The following is a 21,052-nucleotide window of genomic DNA, read 5'->3' as shown; positions in this document are numbered from 1 at the left end:
CGATGGCGTCCGCACACTTGAACCGATAATGCGTCATGCCCAGTCCGTATTGCGCCTAACCAGGCTGCAGGACTTCACCGGAGTTGATTGATGTCGGAAGACAGCGACGCAGAAAAGACCGAAGCCGCGTCACCGAAGCGCCTCGAGCAGGCGCGTGAGGAAGGCGACGTTCCGCGATCGCGTGAAGTGGCCACGTTTACGGTGTTGATGGCGTCCGGCTGCTGCCTGTGGTTTGCCGGTGACGCCATCGTGCGCCGGCTGACGGCCGTCATGGTCTCCGGCCTGACCCTGGACCGGGAGCAAATCCTCAATCCCGACGCGATGATGTTGCGCATCGGCTACGACGTGGGTTCCGTCTTGCTGACTTGCCTGCCGTACGCGCTGGCGATCATGCTCGTCGCCCTTGCTTCGCCCGTGCTGGTTGGGGGCTGGCTGTTCAGTTCCAAGGCATTCACCCCCAATTTTGGCAAGCTCAACCCGATTCGCGGCCTGGGCAATATGTTTTCGAAGAATGCGCTGGTGGAATTGCTCAAGGCCATCGCCAAGACGCTCGTCGTCGGCGTCGTCGCCTGGATGGTGATGCAGCACCAGAAAGACGCCGTGCTGGGCCTGTCGGTCGAATCCTTGCGCGCCGGTTCGGCCCATCTGATCAGCCTGTTGATTACGGCCTTCCTGATGATCGTGGGCGCGCTGGGCCTGATCGCCGCCATCGACGGCCCGTACCAGATGTGGCATTACGCCAACAAGATGAAAATGTCTTTGCAGGAAGTCAAGCAAGAGTCGAAGGAGTCGGACGGCAATCCGCAGATCAAGGCAAAGATTCGCCAGATGCAGCATGAAATGTCGCGCCGCCGCATGATGGCCGACGTGCCGACGGCCGATGTGGTGGTGACCAATCCTACCCACTACGCGGTGGCCTTGAAGTATGGCGAGAATTCGCGTGGCGCGCCGCAGGTGGTGGCCAAGGGTATCGACGAGGTGGCGGCGAAGATCCGCGAACTGGCGGGCGAACACAAGGTCGCCATCCTGGAAGCGCCGGCCCTGGCGCGTGCGCTGTACCAGCACACGGACATCGGCGACGAGATCCCCGAGGCGCTGTATGGCGCCGTGGCCGAAGTGCTGGCGTATGTGTTCCAGCTGCGCAGCTACGGCAGTGGCCATGGCCAGCGGCCCGACAAGCCGAAAAAACTCGACGTGCCGCCCGAGCTCGATCCGCTCGACCCCGCATCGCAGATCAAGGCCGCAGCAGACGCGGCAGACAAGAATAAAGGAAGTACACCATGAACGGCCTGAGATTGCCAGCCTGGCTCAGCGGTATGAGCGGCAACGCCAGCAAGGGTCTCGCCGCGCCGATCATCATCATCATGCTGCTGGCGATGATGGTGCTGCCGCTGCCGGCCTTTATCCTCGACATCTTTTTCAGTTTCAATATCGCGCTGTCCATCATCGTGCTGCTGACGGCGCTGTACACGGTCAAGCCGCTCGACTTCATGGCCTTCCCGACCATCCTGCTGGTGTCGACCATGCTGCGCCTGTCGCTGAACGTGGCGTCCACGCGCGTGGTGCTGACGGAAGGCCATACGGGCGCCGACGCGGCCGGTAAAGTGATTGAAGCGTTCGGTCACTTCCTGATCGGCGGCAACTACACGGTCGGTATCGTGGTGTTCATCATTTTGACCATCATCAACTTTACCGTCGTGACCAAGGGTGCGGGCCGTATCGCCGAGGTGGGCGCCCGTTTCGCGCTGGACGCCATGCCTGGTAAACAGATGGCCATCGATGCCGACCTGAACGCCGGCCTGATCGGCGAAGACGAAGCGCGCCGCCGCCGCACGGAAGTGGCGCAGGAAGCGGAATTCTATGGCGCCATGGACGGTGCCAGCAAATACGTGCGCGGCGACGCCATCGCCGGCATCATGGTCACCGTCATCAATATCATCGGCGGCTTGCTGGTGGGTTTGCTGCAGCACGACATGGGCTTTGCCGACGCGCTCAAGAACTACACCCTGCTGGCCATCGGTGACGGCCTGGTGGCACAGATTCCTTCGCTGATCATTTCCACGGCGGCCGGTATCGTCGTCTCGCGCGTGGCCAGCGACCAGGACATCGGCACCCAGCTGGTGGGGCAGCTGTTTGCGAAACCGCAAGTACTGTATATCACCGCCGGCATCATCGGCGGCATGGGCTTGATTCCCGGCATGCCGAACATGGTCTTCCTGCTGCTGGCCTCCGCGCTGGCCGGCTCCGCCTATCTGATCAGCAAGAAACGCACGCAGGAAAAAGAAGCGGCCGAGAGGCCGGCCGACGTGCCGCAAGCCACCGTGGCGCCCGAGCAGGAAGAAGCTAGCTGGCAAGACATCATGCCCGTCGATACCCTGGGCCTGGAAGTGGGCTACCGCCTGATTCCCCTGGTCGACAAGACGCAGGGCGGCGAATTGCTCAAGCGCATCAAGGGCATCCGCAAGAAATTTGCCCAGGAAGTGGGCTTTCTGGCGCCGCCCGTGCATATCCGGGACAACCTGGAATTGAAGCCGTCCGCCTACCGCATCACCCTCAAGGGCGTGGAAGTGGGCGTGGGCGAAGCGTTTAACGGGCAGTTCCTGGCCATCAATCCCGGCATGGCCAGCGGCGCCTTGCCGGGTGTGGCCACCAGCGATCCCGCGTTCGGCTTGCCCGCCACCTGGATCGACGCCAGCTTGCGTGACCAGGCGCAATCGATGGGCTACACGGTCGTCGATGCGGGCACCGTGGTGGCCACGCACTTGAACCACCTGATCACCTCGCACGCTTCCGAACTGCTGGGCCGCGCGGAAGTGCAGTCCCTGCTCGATCACCTGGGCAAGGATGCGCCGCGCCTGGTGGAAGACCTGGTGCCGAAGATGTTGTCGCTGTCGACCTTGCAAAAGGTGCTGCAGAACCTGCTGGCCGAGGGCGTGCACATCCGCGACATGCGCAGCATCATCGAAACCCTGGCCGAGCATACGGTCAATACGCAAGACCCGAACGAGCTGACGGCGCTGGTGCGCGTATCCCTGGGCCGCGCCATCGTGCAGCAACTGTTCCCCGGTGCCGCCGAATTGTCCGTGATGACCCTGGACAGCCGCCTGGAGCGCCTGCTGATGCAAGCCATGGGCAATGGCGGCGACGGCGCCGGCATCGAGCCGGGCCTGGCCGATACCATCGCCCACCAGGCAGGGCTGGCCGCGCAGCAGCAGGAAGCGCTGGGCCTGACGCCGGTGCTGCTGGTGCCGGCGCCGCTGCGCGCCCTGCTGTCGCGTTTCCTGCGCCGCGCCTTGCCGCAGCTGAAGGTGCTGTCGCATGCGGAAGTGCCGGAAACCAAGACGATTCGCGTCACCAGCCTGGTGGGCGCGCAATAGTCGGCATTGTTAAGACCGCAAACCCAAGCGAAGGGCCGGGGTCGAACCCGATGGGGGAGTGCGTCCCAATGGGGGCGCACTCCGATCGCGAAGCGACGGGTTGCCGCCTTTTTGCTTATTTTTTAATCAATTTCCTGCCGGCAAACTGAATAACGGGTACTTTCCCGTCCTGTTCCTTCGATCATTTCCTCCAAGCATCGCTAATAATGGAAACTGTCCGGGTGATCTGTGTCCATGTGGAAGACAGCACCCAAGCAACAGGAGTCGACGATGGTCACACAGTTCAGCCAATATTGCGCCACCCCCGCCCTGGGAGGCCGGTCATGAATGTGAAGAAATTTACGGGCGCCTCGTCGCGCGATGCGCTGCGCAAGGTGCGCGAAGCGCTGGGTCCCGATGCCGTGATCCTGTCGAACCGCCAGGCCGATGGCGTGGTGGAAATCCTCGCGCTGGCCAATGACGATGCCGCTTCGCTGGCGTCGCCGCCGGCCGCGTCCGAAATGTCCCAGCCCCGTCCCCAGTTGCAGACCCAGTTCGCCACGCCGCAGCGTCAGGCTGCCCCGGCCCAGCGCCCGGCTGCGCCACGTCCTGCCGCACCGCGCCAGGCTGCCGGCGAGCCAGTGGACATGGCCCGCATGCAGCAGATGATGGCCAGCGCGCTGGCGCACGTCAAAGAGAACGCCGCCGCCGAGATGAGCGGCATGATGAATGAAATCCGCGCCATGCGCGGCATGATGGAAACCCAGCTGGCGGAAATCTCGTGGGGCTCGACGCAGCAGCGCGAGCCGCAAAAAGCCGTGGTGCTGCGCGAAATGCTGGCCGCCGGTTTCTCGGCCAGCCTGGCGCGCTACCTGATCGACAAGCTGCCCGCCGGCCTCGATGGCGCGCAAAGCATGCGCTGGATCAAGACTGTCCTCAGCCGCAATCTGAATACGGTCGCCAATGAAGACGCCATGCTGGAGCAGGGCGGCGTGTTTGCGCTGGTCGGCCCGACCGGTGTCGGCAAGACCACCAGCACGGCCAAGCTGGCGGCCCGCTGCGTGATGCGCCACGGCCCGGAAAAGCTGGCCCTGATCACCACGGACGCCTATCGTATCGGCGCGCACGAACAGCTGCGCATCTACGGCAAGATCCTCGGCGTGATGGTGCATTCGGTGAAGGATGAAGCGGACTTGCGCATCGCCTTGAAAGAATTGAAGAACAAGCACACGGTGCTGATCGATACGGTGGGCGTGAGCCAGCGCGACCAGATGGTGACGGAACAGGTGGCCATGCTGTCGGGTGCCGGCGCCGACGTGAAACGTTTGCTGTGCCTGAACTCCACGGCGACGCAGGAAACCTTGAACGAAGTGGTGCGCGCCTACCAGGGCAGCGGTCTGGCCGGCTGCATCATGACCAAGCTCGATGAAGCGGCCTCGATCGGCAATGTGCTCGACGTGGTGATCCGCCAGAAACTCAACCTGTTTTATGTGTCGAACGGCCAGCGCGTGCCGGAAGACCTGTACCTGGCCGACCGCGGCTACCTGATCGACCGCGCCTTCAAGCTCAAGCGCGATGCGGCGGCGACGCAGTTTTCCGATGCCGAACTGCCGCTCTTGATGGCGCAAGCGGCCGCCCGCAACAATGAAGCGCGCGGGGTGCGCCTTGGCTAATTTCGATTTCGACCAGGCCGAAGGCTTGCGCCGCATGCTGGCTGGCCCGCAGCCGCGCGTCATGACATTTTTATCGGCCACGCCGCAGGACGACAAGGGCGCCATGCTGGTCAACCTGGGCGCCTCGCTGGTCTACGGCGGCAATGACGTGCTGCTGCTCGACGCCAGCGGCGGCAGCGACGGCGTCGCCGCGCGCCTGGGACTGGCGCACGGTGCCAGCCTGCGCGACGTGGCGCGCCAGCAGTGCGCCTTGAACCAGGTCATCCACCAGGTGCCGCAAGGCTTCGGCGTGGCCAGCCTGGGCGCGCGCAACCACCTGATGGACAGCATGGACTATGCGGGCGAGGAAGAACTGCGCCGCCTTGGCAAGACCTTCGAGGTGCTGGCGCGCCAGAGCGGCATCGTGCTGGTCGACGGCATCATGGCCGACGCGGGTGCATGCTTCCCCGTGCCGCTGATGGCCTCGTCCGATATCGTGGTGCAAGTGTCGACCAGTGCCACCTCGATCAAGGCCGCGTACTGCCTGATCAAGCGCCTGAGCCAGGAGCTGGGACGTCGTCCGTTCGGCATTCTCGTCACCGGCGCTTCCGAATCCGAGGCAAAAGTGGTATACGATAATATGGCGCAGGCGGCGAGCCGCTACCTGGCCGTGAAACTGACCTCGATGGGGTCGGTACCTGCCGATGAGTATCTGCACCGCGCGGCGCGTCTGGGCCGCAGCGTGGTCGATGCCTTTCCGCTGGCGGGAGCCTCGGTGGCGTTTCGCGGACTGGCCGAGCGGCTGGCCCGTTCGGCGGCGCCGGTGCTCGGTGGCACCTTGTACCAGACGGGGAGCCCGCACCAGTTCAGCGTCTGAATCCATCATCAGCACACGATAGCAGTTAAAACAATAAGCAGCCTATGTACACGGTCAAAGGGAAATCGAACAAGGACTATTTGCTGACGGAGCACATTCCGCTGGTGAAGCGTCTGGCGCACCATATGAAGGCGAAATTGCCGCCTTCGGTCGAGGTCGATGACCTGATCCAGGCCGGCATGATCGGCCTGCTCGACGCCATCAGCCGCTATGAAGAGACGCATGGCGCACAGTTCGAGACGTATGCCGTGCTGCGTATCCGCGGCGCCATGCTCGACGAATTGCGCACCAGCGACTGGCTGCCGCGCAGCATGCGCCAGAACATGCGCAAGATCGAAGAGGCGATGAGCATTTTGCAGCAGCGCCTGGGACACCCGCCGACGGAGTCGGAAGTGGCAAAATTGCTGAAAATGTCGCTGGTCGACTACCAGGAAATGCTGGGCGACGGCGGCGGCCACCAGTTGCTGTACTACGAAGACTTTCATGACCCGGACGGCAATGACAGCTTTCTCGACCGCCATTGCGTGGACGAGAACAGCGACCCCTTGCGGTCCCTGCTCGATACCGATTTCCGGCAATCCGTGATCGATGCCATCGACGCGCTGCCGCCACGCGAGAAAATGCTCATGGGCCTGTACTACGAAGAAGAGCTGAACCTGAAGGAGATCGGCGCGGTGATGGGCGTGTCCGAATCGCGCGTCTCGCAGCTGCATACCCAGGCCGTCGCGCGCCTGCGGGCAACCTTGAGGGAGCTGGCGTGGACTGGTCCAGCGTAATCGGGCTGGCGCTGGCGCTGGCCGGCCTGCTGGTCGGCCAGGCACTGGAAGGCGGCAAGATGGCCTCCCTGCTGCAGCCGGCCGCCTTTGCCATCGTGGTCATTGGCACCTTCGGCGCCGTGCTGCTGCAAACGCGGCTGCGCACCTTCGTGCGCGGCCTGGAAATGCTGCGCTGGGTCTTCCTGCCGCCAGCCGACACGCGTGCCGCGCTGGCGCGCGACATCGGGCAATGGAGTTTGACGGCGCGCCGCGACGGCCCGCTGGCGCTCGAACGCCTGATGGAAAACACGGCCGACCGCTTCAATGCCAAGGGCTTGCGCATGATCGTCGACGGCATCGCGCCCGACAAGCTGCGCCAGTTGCTCGACGTGGAAATCTCCGCCTACGAGATGGCCGAACGCCAGGCCGTCAAGGTGTGGGAATCGGCGGCCGGCTATTCGCCCACCATCGGCATCCTGGGCGCCGTGCTGGGCCTGATCCACGTGATGGAAAACCTCACCGACCCGAGTAAGCTGGGCAGCGGCATCGCCGTGGCGTTTGTCTCGACGATTTATGGCGTCGGCCTGGCCAATCTGCTGTTCCTGCCGGTGGCGAACAAACTCAAGGCCATCGTTTCGCGCCGCGTACTGCAGTATGAAATCACGGCCGCCGTGCTGTACGACATCGCCACGGGCGACCACACGCGCATCATCGAAGAGCGCGTGGCCAGCCTGCTGCACGAGCACTGAGCATGATGCGGCGCGCGCGCAGGAAGTATGACGAGGAGCCGGACAACCAGGACCGCTGGCTGATCTCGTACGCCGACTTCATCACCTTGCTGTTCGCCTTTTTCGTCGTCATGTACGCGATTTCGCAAGTCAACGAAGGCAAGTACCGCGTCTTCCAGAATGCCATCGGCCAGGCCTTCAGCCTGGAAAAGGGCGCGCCGCCCATCATCATGGAAGCGCCGCAAGCCATTGCGCTGCCGAACCCCGCCCTGAAACGCCGCACGGAAGCCATCCGCCGCGAGCGCGAACACATGACGCGCCTGGCGCAGGACCTGACGTCCACGCTGGCGCCGCTGGTCAAGGAAGGCAAGGTGCGGGTCACGCAGACGAGCCGCGGCGTGAGCGTGGAAATCAATGCCAGCGTGCTGTTCGATCCGGGCGCCGCAGGGCTGACGATGGAGTCGGACCAGGCCTTGCGCGCCGTGGCCGTGCTGCTCAAGGATGACACGCACGACGTGCAGGTAGAAGGACATACGGATGTGCAGCCGATCAGCAATTCGACCTTTGCCTCGAACTGGGAATTGTCGGCCGCGCGCGCCAGCGCCGTGGTGCGCCTGTTCATCGCCAGCGGCGTGCAAGCGTCGCGCCTGACGGCCGTGGGCCACGCCGACAACATCCCCGTGGCGCCGAACGCAACGCCGGAAGGGCGCGCGCGCAACCGCAGGGTCGCCGTGACGATTTTGTCGGGCATCCCCGAGACGGTGACGGAAGTGCCGACGCCGCCCGTCGCACCGGCACCTGCTCCCGCCAACTGAACCCGGCGCTTGGTACAATCGCGCCTTCTCCCTTTTTATCTCTCCATCATGAAAAGCAGTTCCCTGGGCGGTCTCGTGTATTCCACTGAAACGGGCCGCATGTGTCCCGCCTGCCGCCTGCCGCTGGCGCAATGCGCGTGCAAGGCGCAGGCCAAGGTGGCGCCTGCGGGCGATGGCGTGGTGCGCGTGTCGCGCCAGACCAAGGGCCGCGGCGGCAAGAGCGTCAGCGTGGTGAAAGGCCTGGCGCTGGACGCCATCGCGCTGGCCCTGCTGGGCAAGCAGCTGCGCACGCAGTGCGGCTCGGGCGGCACCGTCAAGGATGGCGTGATCGAAGTGCAGGGCGACCACGTGGACACCATCGTGGCTGCGCTGGCCAAACTGGGCCATCAGGCGAAAAAAGCCGGCGGCTGATCGCCCGCGCCGCGTGCGGCATGCCGCCGCGCACCTGTGGTAACGTGCGCTTCCAGTCCACGCACGCCACTCATGATGAATATCAAGCTCACCGGCATCGCCATCGCCGCTGCCATCGCGGCAGCACTGGCGCTGGCGTACTGGCCCGCACCCGACGGCGGCGCGCCGGAATCTGTGGCTATCGCTGCCGCCAGCGCACCAGCGGGGCGCAGCCTGGAATCGTATTTGCATATCGATGCTTCCGTCCCTGCGGCTGACGCGTCCGTTGTCGTTTCCCTGGTGCAGCGGCTCGAACGCCTGGCCGCCAGCGGCAGGCCGGAAGACGCGTATGCGGCCTACAACCTGCTCGACGACTGCATCGTCTTCCAGCGCGAAAGCCGCTTGCCGGGGCTGGAATTCGAGCTGGGCCGCGAGATGACGGCAGAAGAAAAAGCCGCCCAGCAGCAGCTGTGCGCGGGCCTGACGCAGCGCCAGCGCGACGACCGTCTCGGCTACCTGGCCACTGCCGCGAAGGCGGGCGTGCCGGGCGCCGCCACCCTGTTCCTGTCGGAAGGGCCGTTCGGCGACCGCAGCGCGTTGCGCAACCGTCCCGACGATCCGCTGGTGCAGGCATGGAAGCGGCAAGCCATCGCCCAGCTGACGGCGCAGGCGGATGAAGCTGAACTCTCCAGCGTGGCGACCCTGATGATGACCTACCTGCGCGATGGCGAGATGGTGCAGAAAGATGCGCCGCAAGCGTATGGCTACCTGCTGGCCCTGCGCCTCGTCTACGACGACATCCTCGCTCCCGGCGTCACCAATCCGTATCAGGATGAATACTGGCACTGGCTGCAGGATGAGCTGACCCCGGCGCAGCAGGCTGCCGCCGCAGCGAAGGGGCAAGCCATCGCGGCGAAATTTCGCCAGCATACGGGGCGTCCCGGGCACGGCTGAGCTGGCAAAGCCGCTGCGCCTTGCCGGGGGATAGGCTCTAAATAAGGGACTTAGCCGATGACGACGCGCCGGCTGGCCGTGTTCGTCGTCGGTTGGCCGCTGGGGCCGTAGAAATTGCCGCTCTGGGCCGTGGGGCGCATGGCGTTCAGGGCGCCTTGCGTGTGCAGCATGTGCTTGTTGACCAGCAGGCTGTTAAGCCGGTTCTGTTCTTTCGCTTCGCGCGTGGTGTCGAGCAGGGCTTTCCACAGGGGCGCCGCTTCGGCTTCGCTGGCGCTGATCAGCCAGTCTTCCATGCCCGCTTCGGCGGCCGTGAAACCGGCTGCCGCCAGCGCCTGGTGGCGTTGCGCCGCCAGTTGGCTCAATTGTCCGACGAGTGCCGTCTTGCGCACCGTGAGCTCCGTGATTGCATCGATGTCAGCCGCAACCAGATGCCGCTGTTCTTCTTTCATCAATGCCAGCAATGTGGTCATGAGCTGTTGCTCGTCGCGCAGGCTGGAAAACGGAGTCACTGATTGCATGAGGGAACCTATCTATTTCGTGAGTGCAGCAAGTCCTTGACTGTGTCGAGGAGACCGTCCGCCACTTTTTCAGAGTTGACCTGGAACTGGCCGTCGGCGATCGCCAGTTTGATGCGTTCGACTTTTTTCGTGTCGAACACGGCGCCGCTGCCGGCAGTTGCACTGGCCGCTAATGCCTGTCCTTGCGGCGACAGGCGTACATTGTCCGACGTCGTCGGTGTTGCCTGGGCTTTCTCGGCATTCCGGGCGCCGGAGGTATTCGCGGGCGCCACCGGCAGGCCGGGATTGCTTTTAATGGTGTTATCGGTAATTTTCACAGCGTGATCCTCGTCTGGTCGAAGTCAAAAAACTCCGGGATATGACTTCTTATCGGCATCTTATCCAGGAACTTTAGTGCGCCAGACTACAATATCGCTATCTATCCGCGTTAAAAGGCGACCTCCACCATGCCACCCGCGCGCGCCACGCCGCTGATCTGCTGCCCGCTCTGCGTGCGTACCTGCACCGTCTGGCCATCGCCGGCGCTGCCGATGGCGCGTCCTTCTGATGCCACCTGGAAACCGTTGCCACTTGAAACGACGCGCACCAGCTGGCCTTGCATGACCACCGGTTTGCGGCGCAGGGTATCGAGGCGCATCGGCGTGCCTGGTGGCAAGGAAATATTCGTGCTGGCGCCCACCACCTGGGCCATGTCGGTGGCGATGCCTGCAGGCAATGCCGCCAGGTCGCCCTGCATCGTCACCAGCTGGCTGGCGTCGATGGCTTGCCCTTGTGCCAGCGGCACGGCGCTGGCCACGTAGTCGCCCACGACGGCCACGTTGGCCTGCAAATAAATGGTCCAGTTGGAGGGTGCCGTGCAGCGCACGCCCACGGTAGTCTTGCCCCAGGCACGCGCGCCTGGCGCCATGAACGCTTGCGGCGCGGGGCAGGCGGCCAGGTTCAGGCGCGGATCGACGGCGCCGACGGTGACCGTCACCTTGCCTGGCAAGCCATTGCTTTGCACTTGCAGGAACTGTTCCACGCTGTTGCGTAGCGCTTCCGGCGTCTGCCGGCCGGCGTTTTGCGCCTGCGCCAATATTGGCAGGGCGGCAAGAACGAAGAAGAAAGCGAGCGGTGTTTTCATGGTGATAGGCCTCTGGAATAGTGCCATGATAGTGTGCGCAGCTCTGATCGAAGCGCCGATTAAGGGGTAAAAGTACGGTCTGATCCGGCGATGGCCTTGCCGGTGGGCACCGTACTATGTTTCCTGTCATCACTATACCGCCATCCTTCCGCCATCTCAGGCGCCAGTGGCAGATCTTTCCGGAGCCTGACATGATAGGGAAACTCGACGATTACATGCGCTTCAACGAGACGGCGCTGAGCCTGCGCTCGACGCGCCAGGAATTGCTCGCCTCGAATATCGCGAATGCCGATACGCCCAACTACAAGGCGCGCGATGTCGATTTCGCCAGCGCGCTGAAGGGGGCGATGGCGCGCAAGGATGGCGTGCCGCCGGCCCTGAAGGGCACGGCGCCGCAGCATCTGCCGGGCAAGGGCGTGGCCGCTGCAGCAGGGAGCAGCACGGGCGGCAAGGTCGAGACCCTGCCCGACGGCACGCCGCTGCTGTACCGCGCGCCGGCCCAGGGCGCCGTCGACGGCAATACGGTGGACATGGATCTTGAACGCAATGCCTTTGCCGACAACGCCATCCGCTACGAGGCGGCCGTGACGTTCCTCAACTCGCAGATCAAGGGCATGCTGACGGCCATCCAGGGAGGACAATAATCATGTCGCTATTTAATATCTTTAACGTCTCCGGTTCGGCCATGAGCGCCCAGGCGCAGCGCCTGAACACGGTGGCCAGCAACCTGGCCAATGCCGACAGCGCCACCAGCGCCACGGGCGAAGCCTACCGCGCCAAGCAGGTGGTGTTCGAAGCCGTGCCCATGGCCAACGGCGCCACGGCCGTCAAGGTGCAGAAGGTGATCGAAGATCCGTCGCCGATGAAGCTGGTCTACGACCCGAAGAACCCGCTGGCCGACGAAAAGGGCTACGTCACCATGCCCAACGTGAATACGGTCGACGAGATGGTCAACATGCTGTCGGCCTCGCGCTCGTACCAGACCAATGTGGAAACCATGAACGCAGCCAAGTCGCTGCTCCTGAAAACCCTTACGCTCGGCCAATAAGGCTGACTGACCATTATGGCAACCATCGATACCAGCACCGCCACCGTCACCGACTTGATGGCGACGATGAATCCGAAGAAGACGACGGCCGCGAAGGGCAGCGTCGAGGAAGAAACGAACAAATTCCTGACCCTGCTGGTGACCCAGCTGCAAAATCAGGATCCGATGAACCCGCTGGACAATGCGCAGCTGACGAGCCAGCTGGCCCAGCTGTCCACGGTGACGGGCGTCAACAAGCTCAATACCACGCTGGAAACGCTGAAAACCAGCTACCAGCAGGCCGAATCCATGCAGGCGGCCAATATCATCGGCCACGGCGTGCTGACGGCAGGCAAGAACGTCACCCTGAGCAAGAGCGCGGCCCTGCTGGGCGTGGACCTGGCGACGCCGGCCGACAGCGTCAAGGTCATCATCTACAACAGCGCGGGCAAGGAAGTCCATTCCATCGACCTGGGCCCGCAGGATGCGGGTACCTTGCCGCTGGGCTGGAACGGCTCCACGGCCGAGCTCGACAAGGATGGCAAGCCGGTCGTGCTGGCCGACGGCGCGTATACCTTTTCGGTGGAAGCGACGCGTGGCGGCGCCAAGCTCACGGATGCAGCGGCGCTGATGTTCGGTTCGGTCGCCAGCGTGTCGACGGGCGCCGGTGGCGTGAAGTTGAACGTGCCGGGCGTGGGCAGCATCACCATGGCCGATGTGAAACAGATTTTGTAAGCCGCTCGTTTGTAGCGTAGACCCTCTACCCCTAATTTCTACCAGGAGAACACAATGTCTTTCCAACAAGGCCTGAGCGGCTTGAATGGCGCCGCCAAATCGCTGGACGTCATCGGCAACAATATCGCCAACTCGGCCACCGTGGGTTTCAAGCAATCGCAGGCGCAGTTTGCCGACATCTATGCCAACTCGCTGTATGGCGTGGGCGGCAACCAGCCCGGCATCGGCGTGGCCGTGTCGCAAGTGGCGCAGCTGTTCAACCAGGGTAACCTGGAAAGCTCGTCGAATCCGCTCGACATCGCCATCAATGGCGGCGGTTTCTTCCGCACCAGCGTGAACGGTGCCATCCAGTATTCGCGCAACGGCCAGTTCCAGGTCGACAAGAGCGGCTTCATCATCAATGCCCAGAAAGCCCAGCTGACGGGCTATCCGGCCGACGTGAACGGCAAGATCCTGGCCGGCGCCGTGGTACCGCTGCAGATCGACCCGTCCGACATGGCGCCGCAGGCGACCACCAAGATCGATACCCAGGTCAACCTCGATTCCAACTCGGCCATGCCAACCGTGGTGCCGTTCAGCGTGGGCGAGCAAAAGTCGTGGACCAAGCAATTCCCCGTACCGGTTTTTGATTCGCTGGGCAATGCCCACACCATGTCCAATTTCTATGTCAAGACGGGCACCAATAGCTGGGATGTCTACTCGGCTACTGACGGCAAGGAAATTACCAGCGCGAAAGTGGCTGCCGCGGCACAGACCGATGCCGCCTCTCTGGCCGCGCGCGCTGCCTACCAGTCCGCCGTCACGGCCGTGCCGCTGGTACCGGCGGCCATCACGGCTGCCGCCGTCGCCTATGGCAATGCGGCCGGCGCCGCCGTGAGCGCCGCCGCAGCCGCGGCCGGTGCCAGCCCCGCCCAGCTGGCCGCCATCAGCGCCACCTATGGCAGCGCCGTGCCCAACGGCATCAATTCCAGCCTGACGCCAGACCAGATCGACAAGAATATCGCCGCCGTGACGGAAGTGCCCGCCGTGAGGTCGGCCTCGCTGGTGTTCAACAGCGTCGGCAGCCTGGACAAGGCCGCCATGCTGGGCCTGACGCCGCCGCAAACCTTGCCGGTGACGGTCAACCTGCCCGTCTTCCCCGCCACGGGCGCGAATGCGAACCTGGCGATCAAGGTCGACTTCACCAATTCCACCCAGCTCAGTTCGTCCACCAGCGAAAAGCGTACCGTGGCCGATGGTTATGCGGCCGGTCAGCTGAGCCGTTTCGTCGTGGGCACCGATGGCGTGATCCAGGGCCAGTACAACAATGGCAAGACACGCGACCTGGGCCAGGTGGTATTGACCAAGTTTTCCAATCCGAATGGCCTGGAGCCGCTGGGCAACAATGCCTGGGCGGAAAGCTCGACCTCGGGCAGCCCCATGACGGGTGAGCCGAGCTCGGCCGGTTTGGGCGACTTGCGCGCCTCGGCCGTCGAAGTGTCGAACGTGGACTTGACGGCCGAGCTGGTCAACATGATCACGGCCCAGCGCGCCTACCAGGCGAATGCGCAGACCATCAAGACGCAGGATTCGGTCTTGCAAACACTCGTCAACCTGCGTTAAGAGTAAGGGGAGCAGTTCTTTCGGACTGCTCCCGGCTTTCGTTTTGCACGGAGAAAACACATGGACCGTCTCATCTACACCGCCGGCTCGGGCGCCAAGCACATCCTGGACAAGCAGGCGACCACGGCGAATAACCTGGCGAACGCCACCAGCACGGGTTTCCGTGCCCAGCTCGACTCGTTTCGCGCCGTGCCCGTGGTGGCGGACGGCATGATGCCGACGCGCGCCTTTGTCGTCGATTCGACGGTCGGTTCCGATTTCACGCAAGGACCCATGCAGCACACGGGCCGCACGCTCGATGTGGCCGTGGAAAATGGCGGCTGGATCGCGGTGCAGTCGGCCGACGGTTCCGAAGCCTATACGCGCAACGGCGCCTTCAAGCTCAATGAAAACGGCATGTTGCAGACCCAATCGGGCTTGATGGTGCAGGGCGACACGGGTCCGCTGGCCATTCCGCCGGGCGTGACGGTGTCCATCGCCAGCGATGGCACGGTGGGCACGATTTCCACGGATGTGCCGCCAGGCCCGTCCACGGTGCTGGGACGCATCAAGCTGGTCAACCCGCCCGAGCAGCAACTGGTGCGCGGCGACGACGGCCTGTTCCGCCTGAAGGATGGCACGCTGGCGCAGGCCGACCAGGCCGTCAAATTGACGACGGGCGCGCTCGAAGGCAGCAATGTCAGCCCCGTCGACTCGATGGTCAGCATGATCGCCCTGGCGCGCCAGTTCGAAACACAAATGAGCTTGTTGAAGAATGCCGAGAATAACGCGGCGAAAGCCACCCAGATCCTCGCTTTGAATTGATAGAGCCGGTCGCATAATGGTTACATAGAAATAGTCTACAGGGCTGGCAAGCGCTGTTATTGGAGAAAAAAATGATTCGTTCCCTTTGGATAGCCAAGACCGGCCTGGAAGCGCAGCAGACGCAGATGGACGTGATCGCCAATAACCTGGCCAACGTCAGCACCACGGGCTTCAAGAAGTCGCGCGCCGTGTTTGAAGACTTGCTGTATCAAAATGTGCGCCAGCCGGGTGCGCAATCGTCGCAGCAAACCCAGCTGCCGTCGGGCTTGCAGATCGGCACGGGCGTGCGCACCGTGGCTACCGAACGCATCCATACCCAGGGCAATCCCCAGGCGTCGGGCAATTCGCGCGACGTGATGGTCAACGGCACCGGTTTCTTCCAGGTGCTGCTGCCTGATGGCGCCACCGCCTATACGCGCGACGGCTCTTTCCAGACGGATGCCAATGGCCAGTTGGTGACCTCCGAAGGCTTCGTCATCCAGCCCGCCATCACCGTGCCGACGAATGCGCTGAGCCTGACCGTGGCGCGCGACGGCACCGTCTCCGTGACCTTGCCCAATACCGTGGCGCCATCGCAGATCGGCTCGCTGCAGCTGACCACCTTCGTCAATCCGGCCGGCCTGGAGTCGAAGGGCGAAAACCTGTACATGGAAACGGGCGCCTCCGGCGTGGCGCAAACCAACACCCCGGGCACGAATGGTGCCGGCGTGCTGATGCAGGGCTATATCGAGAGCTCGAACGTCAACGTGGCCGAGGAAATGGTCAACATGATCCAGACGCAGCGCGCCTACGAGATCAACAGCAAGGCCATCACCACATCCGATCAAATGCTGCAGAAATTGTCGCAACTTTAATTTTCATAGTCGTCATGCCATCCGCCGCCGGATGGCAGCGGAGGTTCGCCATGCAATACCCCATCATCGCCCTGTTGTCCGCAGTCCTGTTGTCCGGCTGCGCCATCACGCCTACGTCCATCGTGCAATACCCGACCACCACGCGCGCACCGATGCCGGAACCCGTGGTCGTCAGCAACGGTTCCATCTACCAGCCGTCGACCTACCGTCCCGCCTTCGAAGACCGCCGCGCGCGCCACGTGGGCGACACCATGATCATCGCCATCACCGAGCGCACGAACGCCGTCAAGGCGGGCGCCAGTTCCGGCAACAAGTCCGGCAGCGTGGGCTTCAGTACGCCTGGTTTTGCCCAGGGCCGTTTGGGCGGCAGCGTCTCGGCGAATGGTGCGACCAAGTTTGCGGATGGCGACAACCAGTCCGCCAGCAACACCTTTTCCGGCACGATCGGCGTGACGGTGATCGAAGTATTGCCAAACGGAAATCTTATCGTCGCCGGCGAAAAACAGATCGCCATGAACAAGGGCACGGAATTCATCCGCTTCTCGGGCATGGTCAATCCGGACACCATCGGCACGGGCAACGTCGTGGCCTCGACCCAGGTGGCCGACGCGCGCGTCGAATACCGCACCAACAGCCAGATCGACCGCGCCGAAATGGCCTCGATGGCCTCGCGCTTCTTCCTCAGCCTGCTGCCGTTCTGATCATGGCGACCTTGACTTTCCCCCGCCTTTTGCTCGCCTGCGGCCTGGCAGCCGCCATGCTGGCGCCCGTCGCCCAGGCCGAACGCCTGAAAGACCTGGCCAGCATCGCCGGCGTGCGCCAGAATCAGCTGATGGGCTATGGCCTGGTTGTCGGCCTCGACGGCAGCGGCGACCAGACCACGCAAACGCCGTTCACCATCCAGAGCGTGGCGGCGATGCTGCAGCAGCAAGGTATCAACTTGCCGCAAGGTACCAGTTTGCAGCTGAAAAACGTGGCCGCCGTGATGGTGACGACGTCCTTGCCCGCGTTTGCCCAGCCGGGCCAGATGCTCGACGTGACCGTGTCGTCGATGGGCAATGCGAAAAGCTTGCGCGGCGGCACCTTACTGATGACGCCATTGAAGGGCGCCGACGGCCAGGTGTACGGCATGGCGCAGGGCAATGTACTGGTGGGCGGCGTGGGCGCGCAGGCGGCCGGCAGCTCCATCGTCATCAATCACCTGAGCGTGGGGCGCATCTCGGGTGGCGCCACCGTCGAGCGCACTGTGCCCTCGGTGCTGGGCGCCAACAACACCATCCGCCTGGAATTGAATGCCACCGATTTCGCCACCGCCAGCCGCGTGGTCGACGCCATCAACAGCCGCTACGGCGCCGGCACGGCTGCCGCGCTGGACGGGCGCGTGATTCAGGTGCAGTCGCCGGGCAGCAGCGACCAGCGCGTGACCTTCCTGGGCCAGCTGGAAAGCATCGAAGTCAATCCGGCCCGCCTGGCGGCCAAGGTCATCATGAATGCGCGTACCGGTTCCGTTGTGATGAACCAGTCTGTGACGCTGGAAACCTGCGCTATTTCGCACGGCAACTTGTCCGTCACCATCAATGTCGAGCCACAGGTGAGCCAGCCGGCGCCCTTGTCGGGCGGGCGCACGGTGGTCACGCAGACGGCACAGATCGATATCAAGAAGGAACCGGGCAAGGTCATGCTGGTCAAGGGTGGCGCTTCGCTGTCCGATGTGGTGAAAGCCTTGAACGCCATCGGCGCCTCGCCGCAAGACTTGCTGGCCATCCTGCAGGCGATGAAGGCGGCCGGTTCGCTGCGCGCCGAACTTGAAATCATTTGATGGACACGCCATGATCAGCCAAACCGACCTCAGCAACACCGCCGCCTACGACGTCAAGGGCATGGATGGCTTGCGCCAGTCCGCCAGGGCGAAGGACCCTGCCGCCCTGAAAGAGGCGGCCACGCAATTTGAAGCCATGTTCATCAACATGATGATGAAAAGCATGCGTGAAGCCTCGCCGCAGGACGGCATCATGGATAGCCAGCAAAGCAAGATGTATACCTCGATGCTGGACCAGCAGACGAGCCAGAACCTGGCCAAGCGGGGCACGGGCCTGGCGGACGTGCTGATCCGCCAGCTGTCGTCCTCGAACCAGGCGCTGGCCGCCGATGGCGCCGAAGCGCCGTCGCCCCGCTCGTCGAGCATGACGCAGGCGCTGGCCGCATTCCGCCAGCAGCAGGGCGCCCTCACCGACGGCGCAAGCAGTGCCAGCGGCAGCGGCAAGACCCTGAGCGAGAAGGCCAACGCCACGCAGGCGCCGCATGTGCGCGCCTTCCAGGAAAAGCTGGGCGTGCACGCGGAAGAAGCCAGCCGCGCCACCGGCATCCCGGCCAAGTTCATGCTGGGCCAGGCAGCGCTGGAGACGGGCTGGGGCAAGCGCGAAATCATCGCCCGCGACGGCAGCAGCAGCCACAACCTGTTCGGCATCAAGGCCACGGGCGACTGGAAGGGCAAGGTCACGGAAGCCGTCACCACGGAATATGTGAATGGCAAGGCGCAGCGCAAGGTGGAAAAATTCCGCGCCTATGACAGTTACGCGGACAGCTTCAAGGATTATGCGCAGTTGATTACCAACAACAAGCGCTACGAGAAAGTGCTCGCCAGCGCGGGCGACGCCAGCACGTTTGCCCAGGGCTTGCAAAAGGCTGGCTACGCGACGGACCCGAATTACGCTGCCAAATTGACAAAAATCATCAAGCATTCGCTGGTCGGTTAAGCCGCCTTCCTACCCCTGTGCAGGCTGCGCGCTTCAAGTTTTCGCCGCGGCTGCCGTAAATACATGTGACGGTAACCAATAAGACACCATGACTTCGAATCTACTCAGTATCGGTAAGAGCGGTTTGCTTGCAGCGCAGGTGGGCCTGTCGACGACCGGGCATAACATCACCAATGCGAATGTACCCGGCTACAATCGCCAGACGGTGCTGCAGCAGACTTCGCAGTCGAACTTTGCCGGCTATGGCTTCGTCGGCACGGGCACGGAAGTGTCGCAGATCAAGCGCCAGTACGACAGCTTCATGGGCACCCAGGTCAATGCCGCGCAAAGCGCCACCAGCGCGCTCGATAGCTATTACACGCAGATCAGCCAGATCGACAACTTGCTGGCCGACCCCACGGCGGGCCTGTCGCCCGCCATGCAGGATTTCTTCAAGGGCGTGCAGGACTTCAGCGCCAATCCGTCTTCGGTCGCCTCGCGTCAGGCGTTGCTGTCGAGCGCAGGCTCGCTCGCTTCCCGTTTCCAGGGCTTGAGCGCGCGCCTGACGGAGATCGGCGACGGCGTCAATTCGCAGATCACGTCGAATGTGACGGTGATTAATACCTACGCCAAGCAACTCGCCGAGCTGAACAAGTCGATTTCCCAATTGTCGGTCGATGCCAGCAACCAGCCCAACGATCTGCTGGACCAGCGCGATCAGCTGATCACGGAATTGAATAAATATGTCAAGGCGACGGTGCAGCCCGCTGCCAACAATACCGTCACCATTTCCATTGGCGCGGGCCAGCCGCTGGTGGTGGCGGACCGCAGCTTCGCGCTGGCGGCTACGCCTTCGCGGACGGACCCGAACCGCATCGAGGTGGGCTATGTCACGGGCAATACCGTCAGCGTACTGCCGGACAGCTCCCTGGCCGGCGGCTCGCTGGGCGGCTTGCTGGAATTTCGCAGCGGCACCCTGGACAATGTGCAGAACTCGCTGGGCAAGGTGGCCATCGCGCTGGCGAGTACCTTCAACGACCAGCACAAGCTGGGCCAGGACTTGAATGGCGTCATGGGCGGCGACTTTTTCAAGATACCCGACCCCGTGATCGGCGCCGACCGCGGCAACAACGCCAGCAGCACCACCGTGCTGTCGGCCAAGGTCAGCGACCCCACCAAGCTGACGGCCAGCGATTACAGCCTGAATTACGATGGCACCAATTATGTGGTGACGCGCGAATCGGACGGCGCGCACACCATCATCAATCCGTATCCGCAAACGGCGCCACAAACCATCGACGGCGTCGATTTCTCGATCTCGGGCACGGCCGCCCAGGGCGACAACTACGTCATCAAACCGACGGCGAATGGCGCGGCGGGCCTGGCCGTGCTGATCACCGACCGCAACAAGATTGCCGCCGCCGCCCCCATCGCCACCTCGGCGCCGGTGGCCAATACGGGCACGGGCAAGCTCAGCGCCGGCTCCGTCGACAAGGCCTACCTGACCCCGGGCAATGCCCTGACGGGGCCCGTGACCTTGACCTACGACAAGGCGACTACCTCGCTGACGGGTTTCCCGGCCGGCCAGGCGGTGACGGTCAAGGGTGTGAATGGCGCCACCACGACCTATCCGGCCGGCACGGCGAGCATCCCGTATGCGGAAGGCGACAACTTCAGCTTTGGCGGCATCAATGTCAGCATGACGGGCACGCCGGCGCAGGGCGATACCTTCACGATCAAGCCCAATACGGGTGGCGTGGGCGACAACCGCAATGCCGCGCTGCTGGCGGGCTTGCAGACGAAGAATATCCTCGATGGCGGCAATGCCACGTTCCAGGGCTCGTATGCGCAAACCGTCAGCTTCGTGGGCAACAAGACACGCGAAGTACAGGTCAGCGGCCTGGCCAGCCTGGCCTTGCTGCAGCAGGTCAGCACCCAGCAGCAGGCCGTCTCCGGCGTCAACCTCGATGAAGAGGCGGCCAACCTGCTGCGTTACCAGCAGTCCTACCAGGCGTGCGGCAAGGTCATGCAGATCGCCAGCACCCTGTTCGACGTGGTCATCGGCCTGGGACGTTAATCAATTTTTGCCGCGACATAGCGCGCGGCGGCTTTCTGGAAGGGCAGCAT

Annotated in this window: 22 protein-coding genes; 19 read left to right on the top strand and 3 right to left on the bottom strand. The window is 63.5% G+C overall.

Annotated elements, in window-relative coordinates; all coding sequences use genetic code 11:
- Positions 1–90: 90 nt before the first annotated feature.
- From flhB to CNX70_RS23420, 9 genes are all read left to right on the top strand, one after another.
- Positions 91–1,284, top strand: a complete 1,194-nt coding sequence (gene flhB / locus CNX70_RS23460; RefSeq protein ID WP_096237509.1) for a flagellar biosynthesis protein FlhB — start codon at positions 91–93, stop codon at positions 1,282–1,284.
- Positions 1,281–3,377 carry a flagellar biosynthesis protein FlhA gene (gene flhA, locus CNX70_RS23455; protein WP_096237508.1) on the top strand — a complete coding sequence of 699 codons (2,097 nt, stop codon included), beginning with the start codon at positions 1,281–1,283 and terminating at the stop codon, positions 3,375–3,377. The genes flhB and flhA overlap by 4 nt, the downstream gene beginning before the upstream one ends.
- A 323-nt stretch (positions 3,378–3,700) precedes the next feature.
- Positions 3,701–5,029, top strand: a complete 1,329-nt coding sequence (flhF, locus tag CNX70_RS23450; RefSeq protein ID WP_096237507.1) for a flagellar biosynthesis GTPase FlhF — start codon at positions 3,701–3,703, stop codon at positions 5,027–5,029.
- Positions 5,022–5,885, top strand: coding sequence for a MinD/ParA family ATP-binding protein (locus CNX70_RS23445; RefSeq protein ID WP_096238647.1), 864 nt, complete (start codon positions 5,022–5,024; stop codon positions 5,883–5,885). Before flhF ends, CNX70_RS23445 begins: the two co-directional genes overlap by 8 nt.
- 44 nt (positions 5,886–5,929) lie before the next feature.
- Positions 5,930–6,661 (top strand): RNA polymerase sigma factor FliA, encoded by a 732-nt coding sequence (locus tag CNX70_RS23440; RefSeq protein WP_096237506.1) that lies wholly within the window; start codon positions 5,930–5,932, stop codon positions 6,659–6,661.
- Positions 6,643–7,389, top strand: a complete 747-nt coding sequence (locus CNX70_RS23435) for a flagellar motor protein (protein ID WP_071075840.1) — start codon at positions 6,643–6,645, stop codon at positions 7,387–7,389. Before CNX70_RS23440 ends, CNX70_RS23435 begins: the two co-directional genes overlap by 19 nt.
- A gap of 5 nt (positions 7,390–7,394) precedes the next feature.
- Positions 7,395–8,183, top strand: coding sequence for a flagellar motor protein MotD (motD, locus tag CNX70_RS23430; protein ID WP_096238646.1), 789 nt, complete (start codon positions 7,395–7,397; stop codon positions 8,181–8,183).
- A gap of 48 nt (positions 8,184–8,231) precedes the next feature.
- Complete coding sequence (locus tag CNX70_RS23425) at positions 8,232–8,594, top strand: translation initiation factor Sui1 (RefSeq protein ID WP_096237505.1); 363 nt, start codon at positions 8,232–8,234, stop codon at positions 8,592–8,594.
- Between the two features lie 72 nt (positions 8,595–8,666).
- On the top strand, positions 8,667–9,527 hold the full coding sequence (locus CNX70_RS23420; protein ID WP_096237504.1) for a hypothetical protein: 861 nt from the start codon (positions 8,667–8,669) through the stop codon (positions 9,525–9,527).
- 50 nt (positions 9,528–9,577) lie between these two features.
- On the opposite strand, the gene CNX70_RS23415 is transcribed toward CNX70_RS23420, so the two are convergent.
- From CNX70_RS23415 to flgA, 3 genes are all read right to left on the bottom strand, one after another.
- Positions 9,578–10,045 carry a flagella synthesis protein FlgN gene (locus CNX70_RS23415; protein ID WP_096237503.1) on the bottom strand — a complete coding sequence of 156 codons (468 nt, stop codon included), beginning with the start codon at positions 10,043–10,045 and terminating at the stop codon, positions 9,578–9,580.
- Positions 10,046–10,053: 8 nt separating this feature from the next.
- The gene (gene flgM / locus CNX70_RS23410) at positions 10,054–10,362 is read right to left on the bottom strand and encodes a flagellar biosynthesis anti-sigma factor FlgM (RefSeq protein WP_034754089.1); all 309 of its coding nucleotides are present in this window, start codon (positions 10,360–10,362) and stop codon (positions 10,054–10,056) included.
- 110 nt (positions 10,363–10,472) lie between these two features.
- A complete protein-coding gene (flgA, locus tag CNX70_RS23405) occupies positions 10,473–11,168 on the bottom strand; it encodes a flagellar basal body P-ring formation chaperone FlgA (RefSeq protein WP_096237502.1) in 696 nt (231 codons plus the stop codon).
- Positions 11,169–11,359: 191 nt separating this feature from the next.
- Between flgA and flgB the strand changes: the two genes are divergently transcribed.
- The 10 genes from flgB (at position 11,360) to flgK (ending at position 21,002) form a co-directional block, all read left to right on the top strand.
- Positions 11,360–11,812, top strand: a complete 453-nt coding sequence (gene flgB, locus CNX70_RS23400) for a flagellar basal body rod protein FlgB (protein ID WP_096237501.1) — start codon at positions 11,360–11,362, stop codon at positions 11,810–11,812.
- 2 nt (positions 11,813–11,814) lie between these two features.
- The gene (gene flgC, locus CNX70_RS23395) at positions 11,815–12,216 is read left to right on the top strand and encodes a flagellar basal body rod protein FlgC (protein ID WP_071075845.1); all 402 of its coding nucleotides are present in this window, start codon (positions 11,815–11,817) and stop codon (positions 12,214–12,216) included.
- Positions 12,217–12,231: 15 nt separating this feature from the next.
- Positions 12,232–12,930 carry a flagellar hook assembly protein FlgD gene (locus tag CNX70_RS23390; protein WP_096237500.1) on the top strand — a complete coding sequence of 233 codons (699 nt, stop codon included), beginning with the start codon at positions 12,232–12,234 and terminating at the stop codon, positions 12,928–12,930.
- A 54-nt stretch (positions 12,931–12,984) separates the two neighbouring features.
- Entirely contained in the window at positions 12,985–14,532 is a 1,548-nt protein-coding gene (locus CNX70_RS23385; protein WP_096237499.1) for a flagellar hook protein FlgE, read from the top strand.
- Positions 14,533–14,592: 60 nt separating this feature from the next.
- Positions 14,593–15,336, top strand: a complete 744-nt coding sequence (locus CNX70_RS23380) for a flagellar basal body rod protein FlgF (RefSeq protein WP_096237497.1) — start codon at positions 14,593–14,595, stop codon at positions 15,334–15,336.
- Positions 15,337–15,407: 71 nt separating this feature from the next.
- Entirely contained in the window at positions 15,408–16,190 is a 783-nt protein-coding gene (flgG, locus tag CNX70_RS23375) for a flagellar basal-body rod protein FlgG (RefSeq protein WP_010400781.1), read from the top strand.
- 50 nt (positions 16,191–16,240) lie between these two features.
- Positions 16,241–16,891, top strand: coding sequence for a flagellar basal body L-ring protein FlgH (locus tag CNX70_RS23370; RefSeq protein ID WP_096237495.1), 651 nt, complete (start codon positions 16,241–16,243; stop codon positions 16,889–16,891).
- A gap of 2 nt (positions 16,892–16,893) precedes the next feature.
- Positions 16,894–18,009 carry a flagellar basal body P-ring protein FlgI gene (locus CNX70_RS23365; RefSeq protein ID WP_096237493.1) on the top strand — a complete coding sequence of 372 codons (1,116 nt, stop codon included), beginning with the start codon at positions 16,894–16,896 and terminating at the stop codon, positions 18,007–18,009.
- A 10-nt stretch (positions 18,010–18,019) separates the two neighbouring features.
- The gene (flgJ, locus tag CNX70_RS23360; RefSeq protein WP_096237491.1) at positions 18,020–18,946 is read left to right on the top strand and encodes a flagellar assembly peptidoglycan hydrolase FlgJ; all 927 of its coding nucleotides are present in this window, start codon (positions 18,020–18,022) and stop codon (positions 18,944–18,946) included.
- Between the two features lie 88 nt (positions 18,947–19,034).
- On the top strand, positions 19,035–21,002 hold the full coding sequence (gene flgK / locus CNX70_RS23355) for a flagellar hook-associated protein FlgK (protein WP_096237489.1): 1,968 nt from the start codon (positions 19,035–19,037) through the stop codon (positions 21,000–21,002).
- The last annotated feature ends 50 nt before the right edge of the window (positions 21,003–21,052 follow it).

It is taken from the genome of Janthinobacterium svalbardense, from assembly GCF_002327145.1.
In the GTDB taxonomy this organism is placed as follows: Bacteria; Pseudomonadota; Gammaproteobacteria; order Burkholderiales; family Burkholderiaceae_D; genus Janthinobacterium; species Janthinobacterium tructae.
This window is presented reverse-complemented; position numbering and strand designations above follow the sequence as displayed.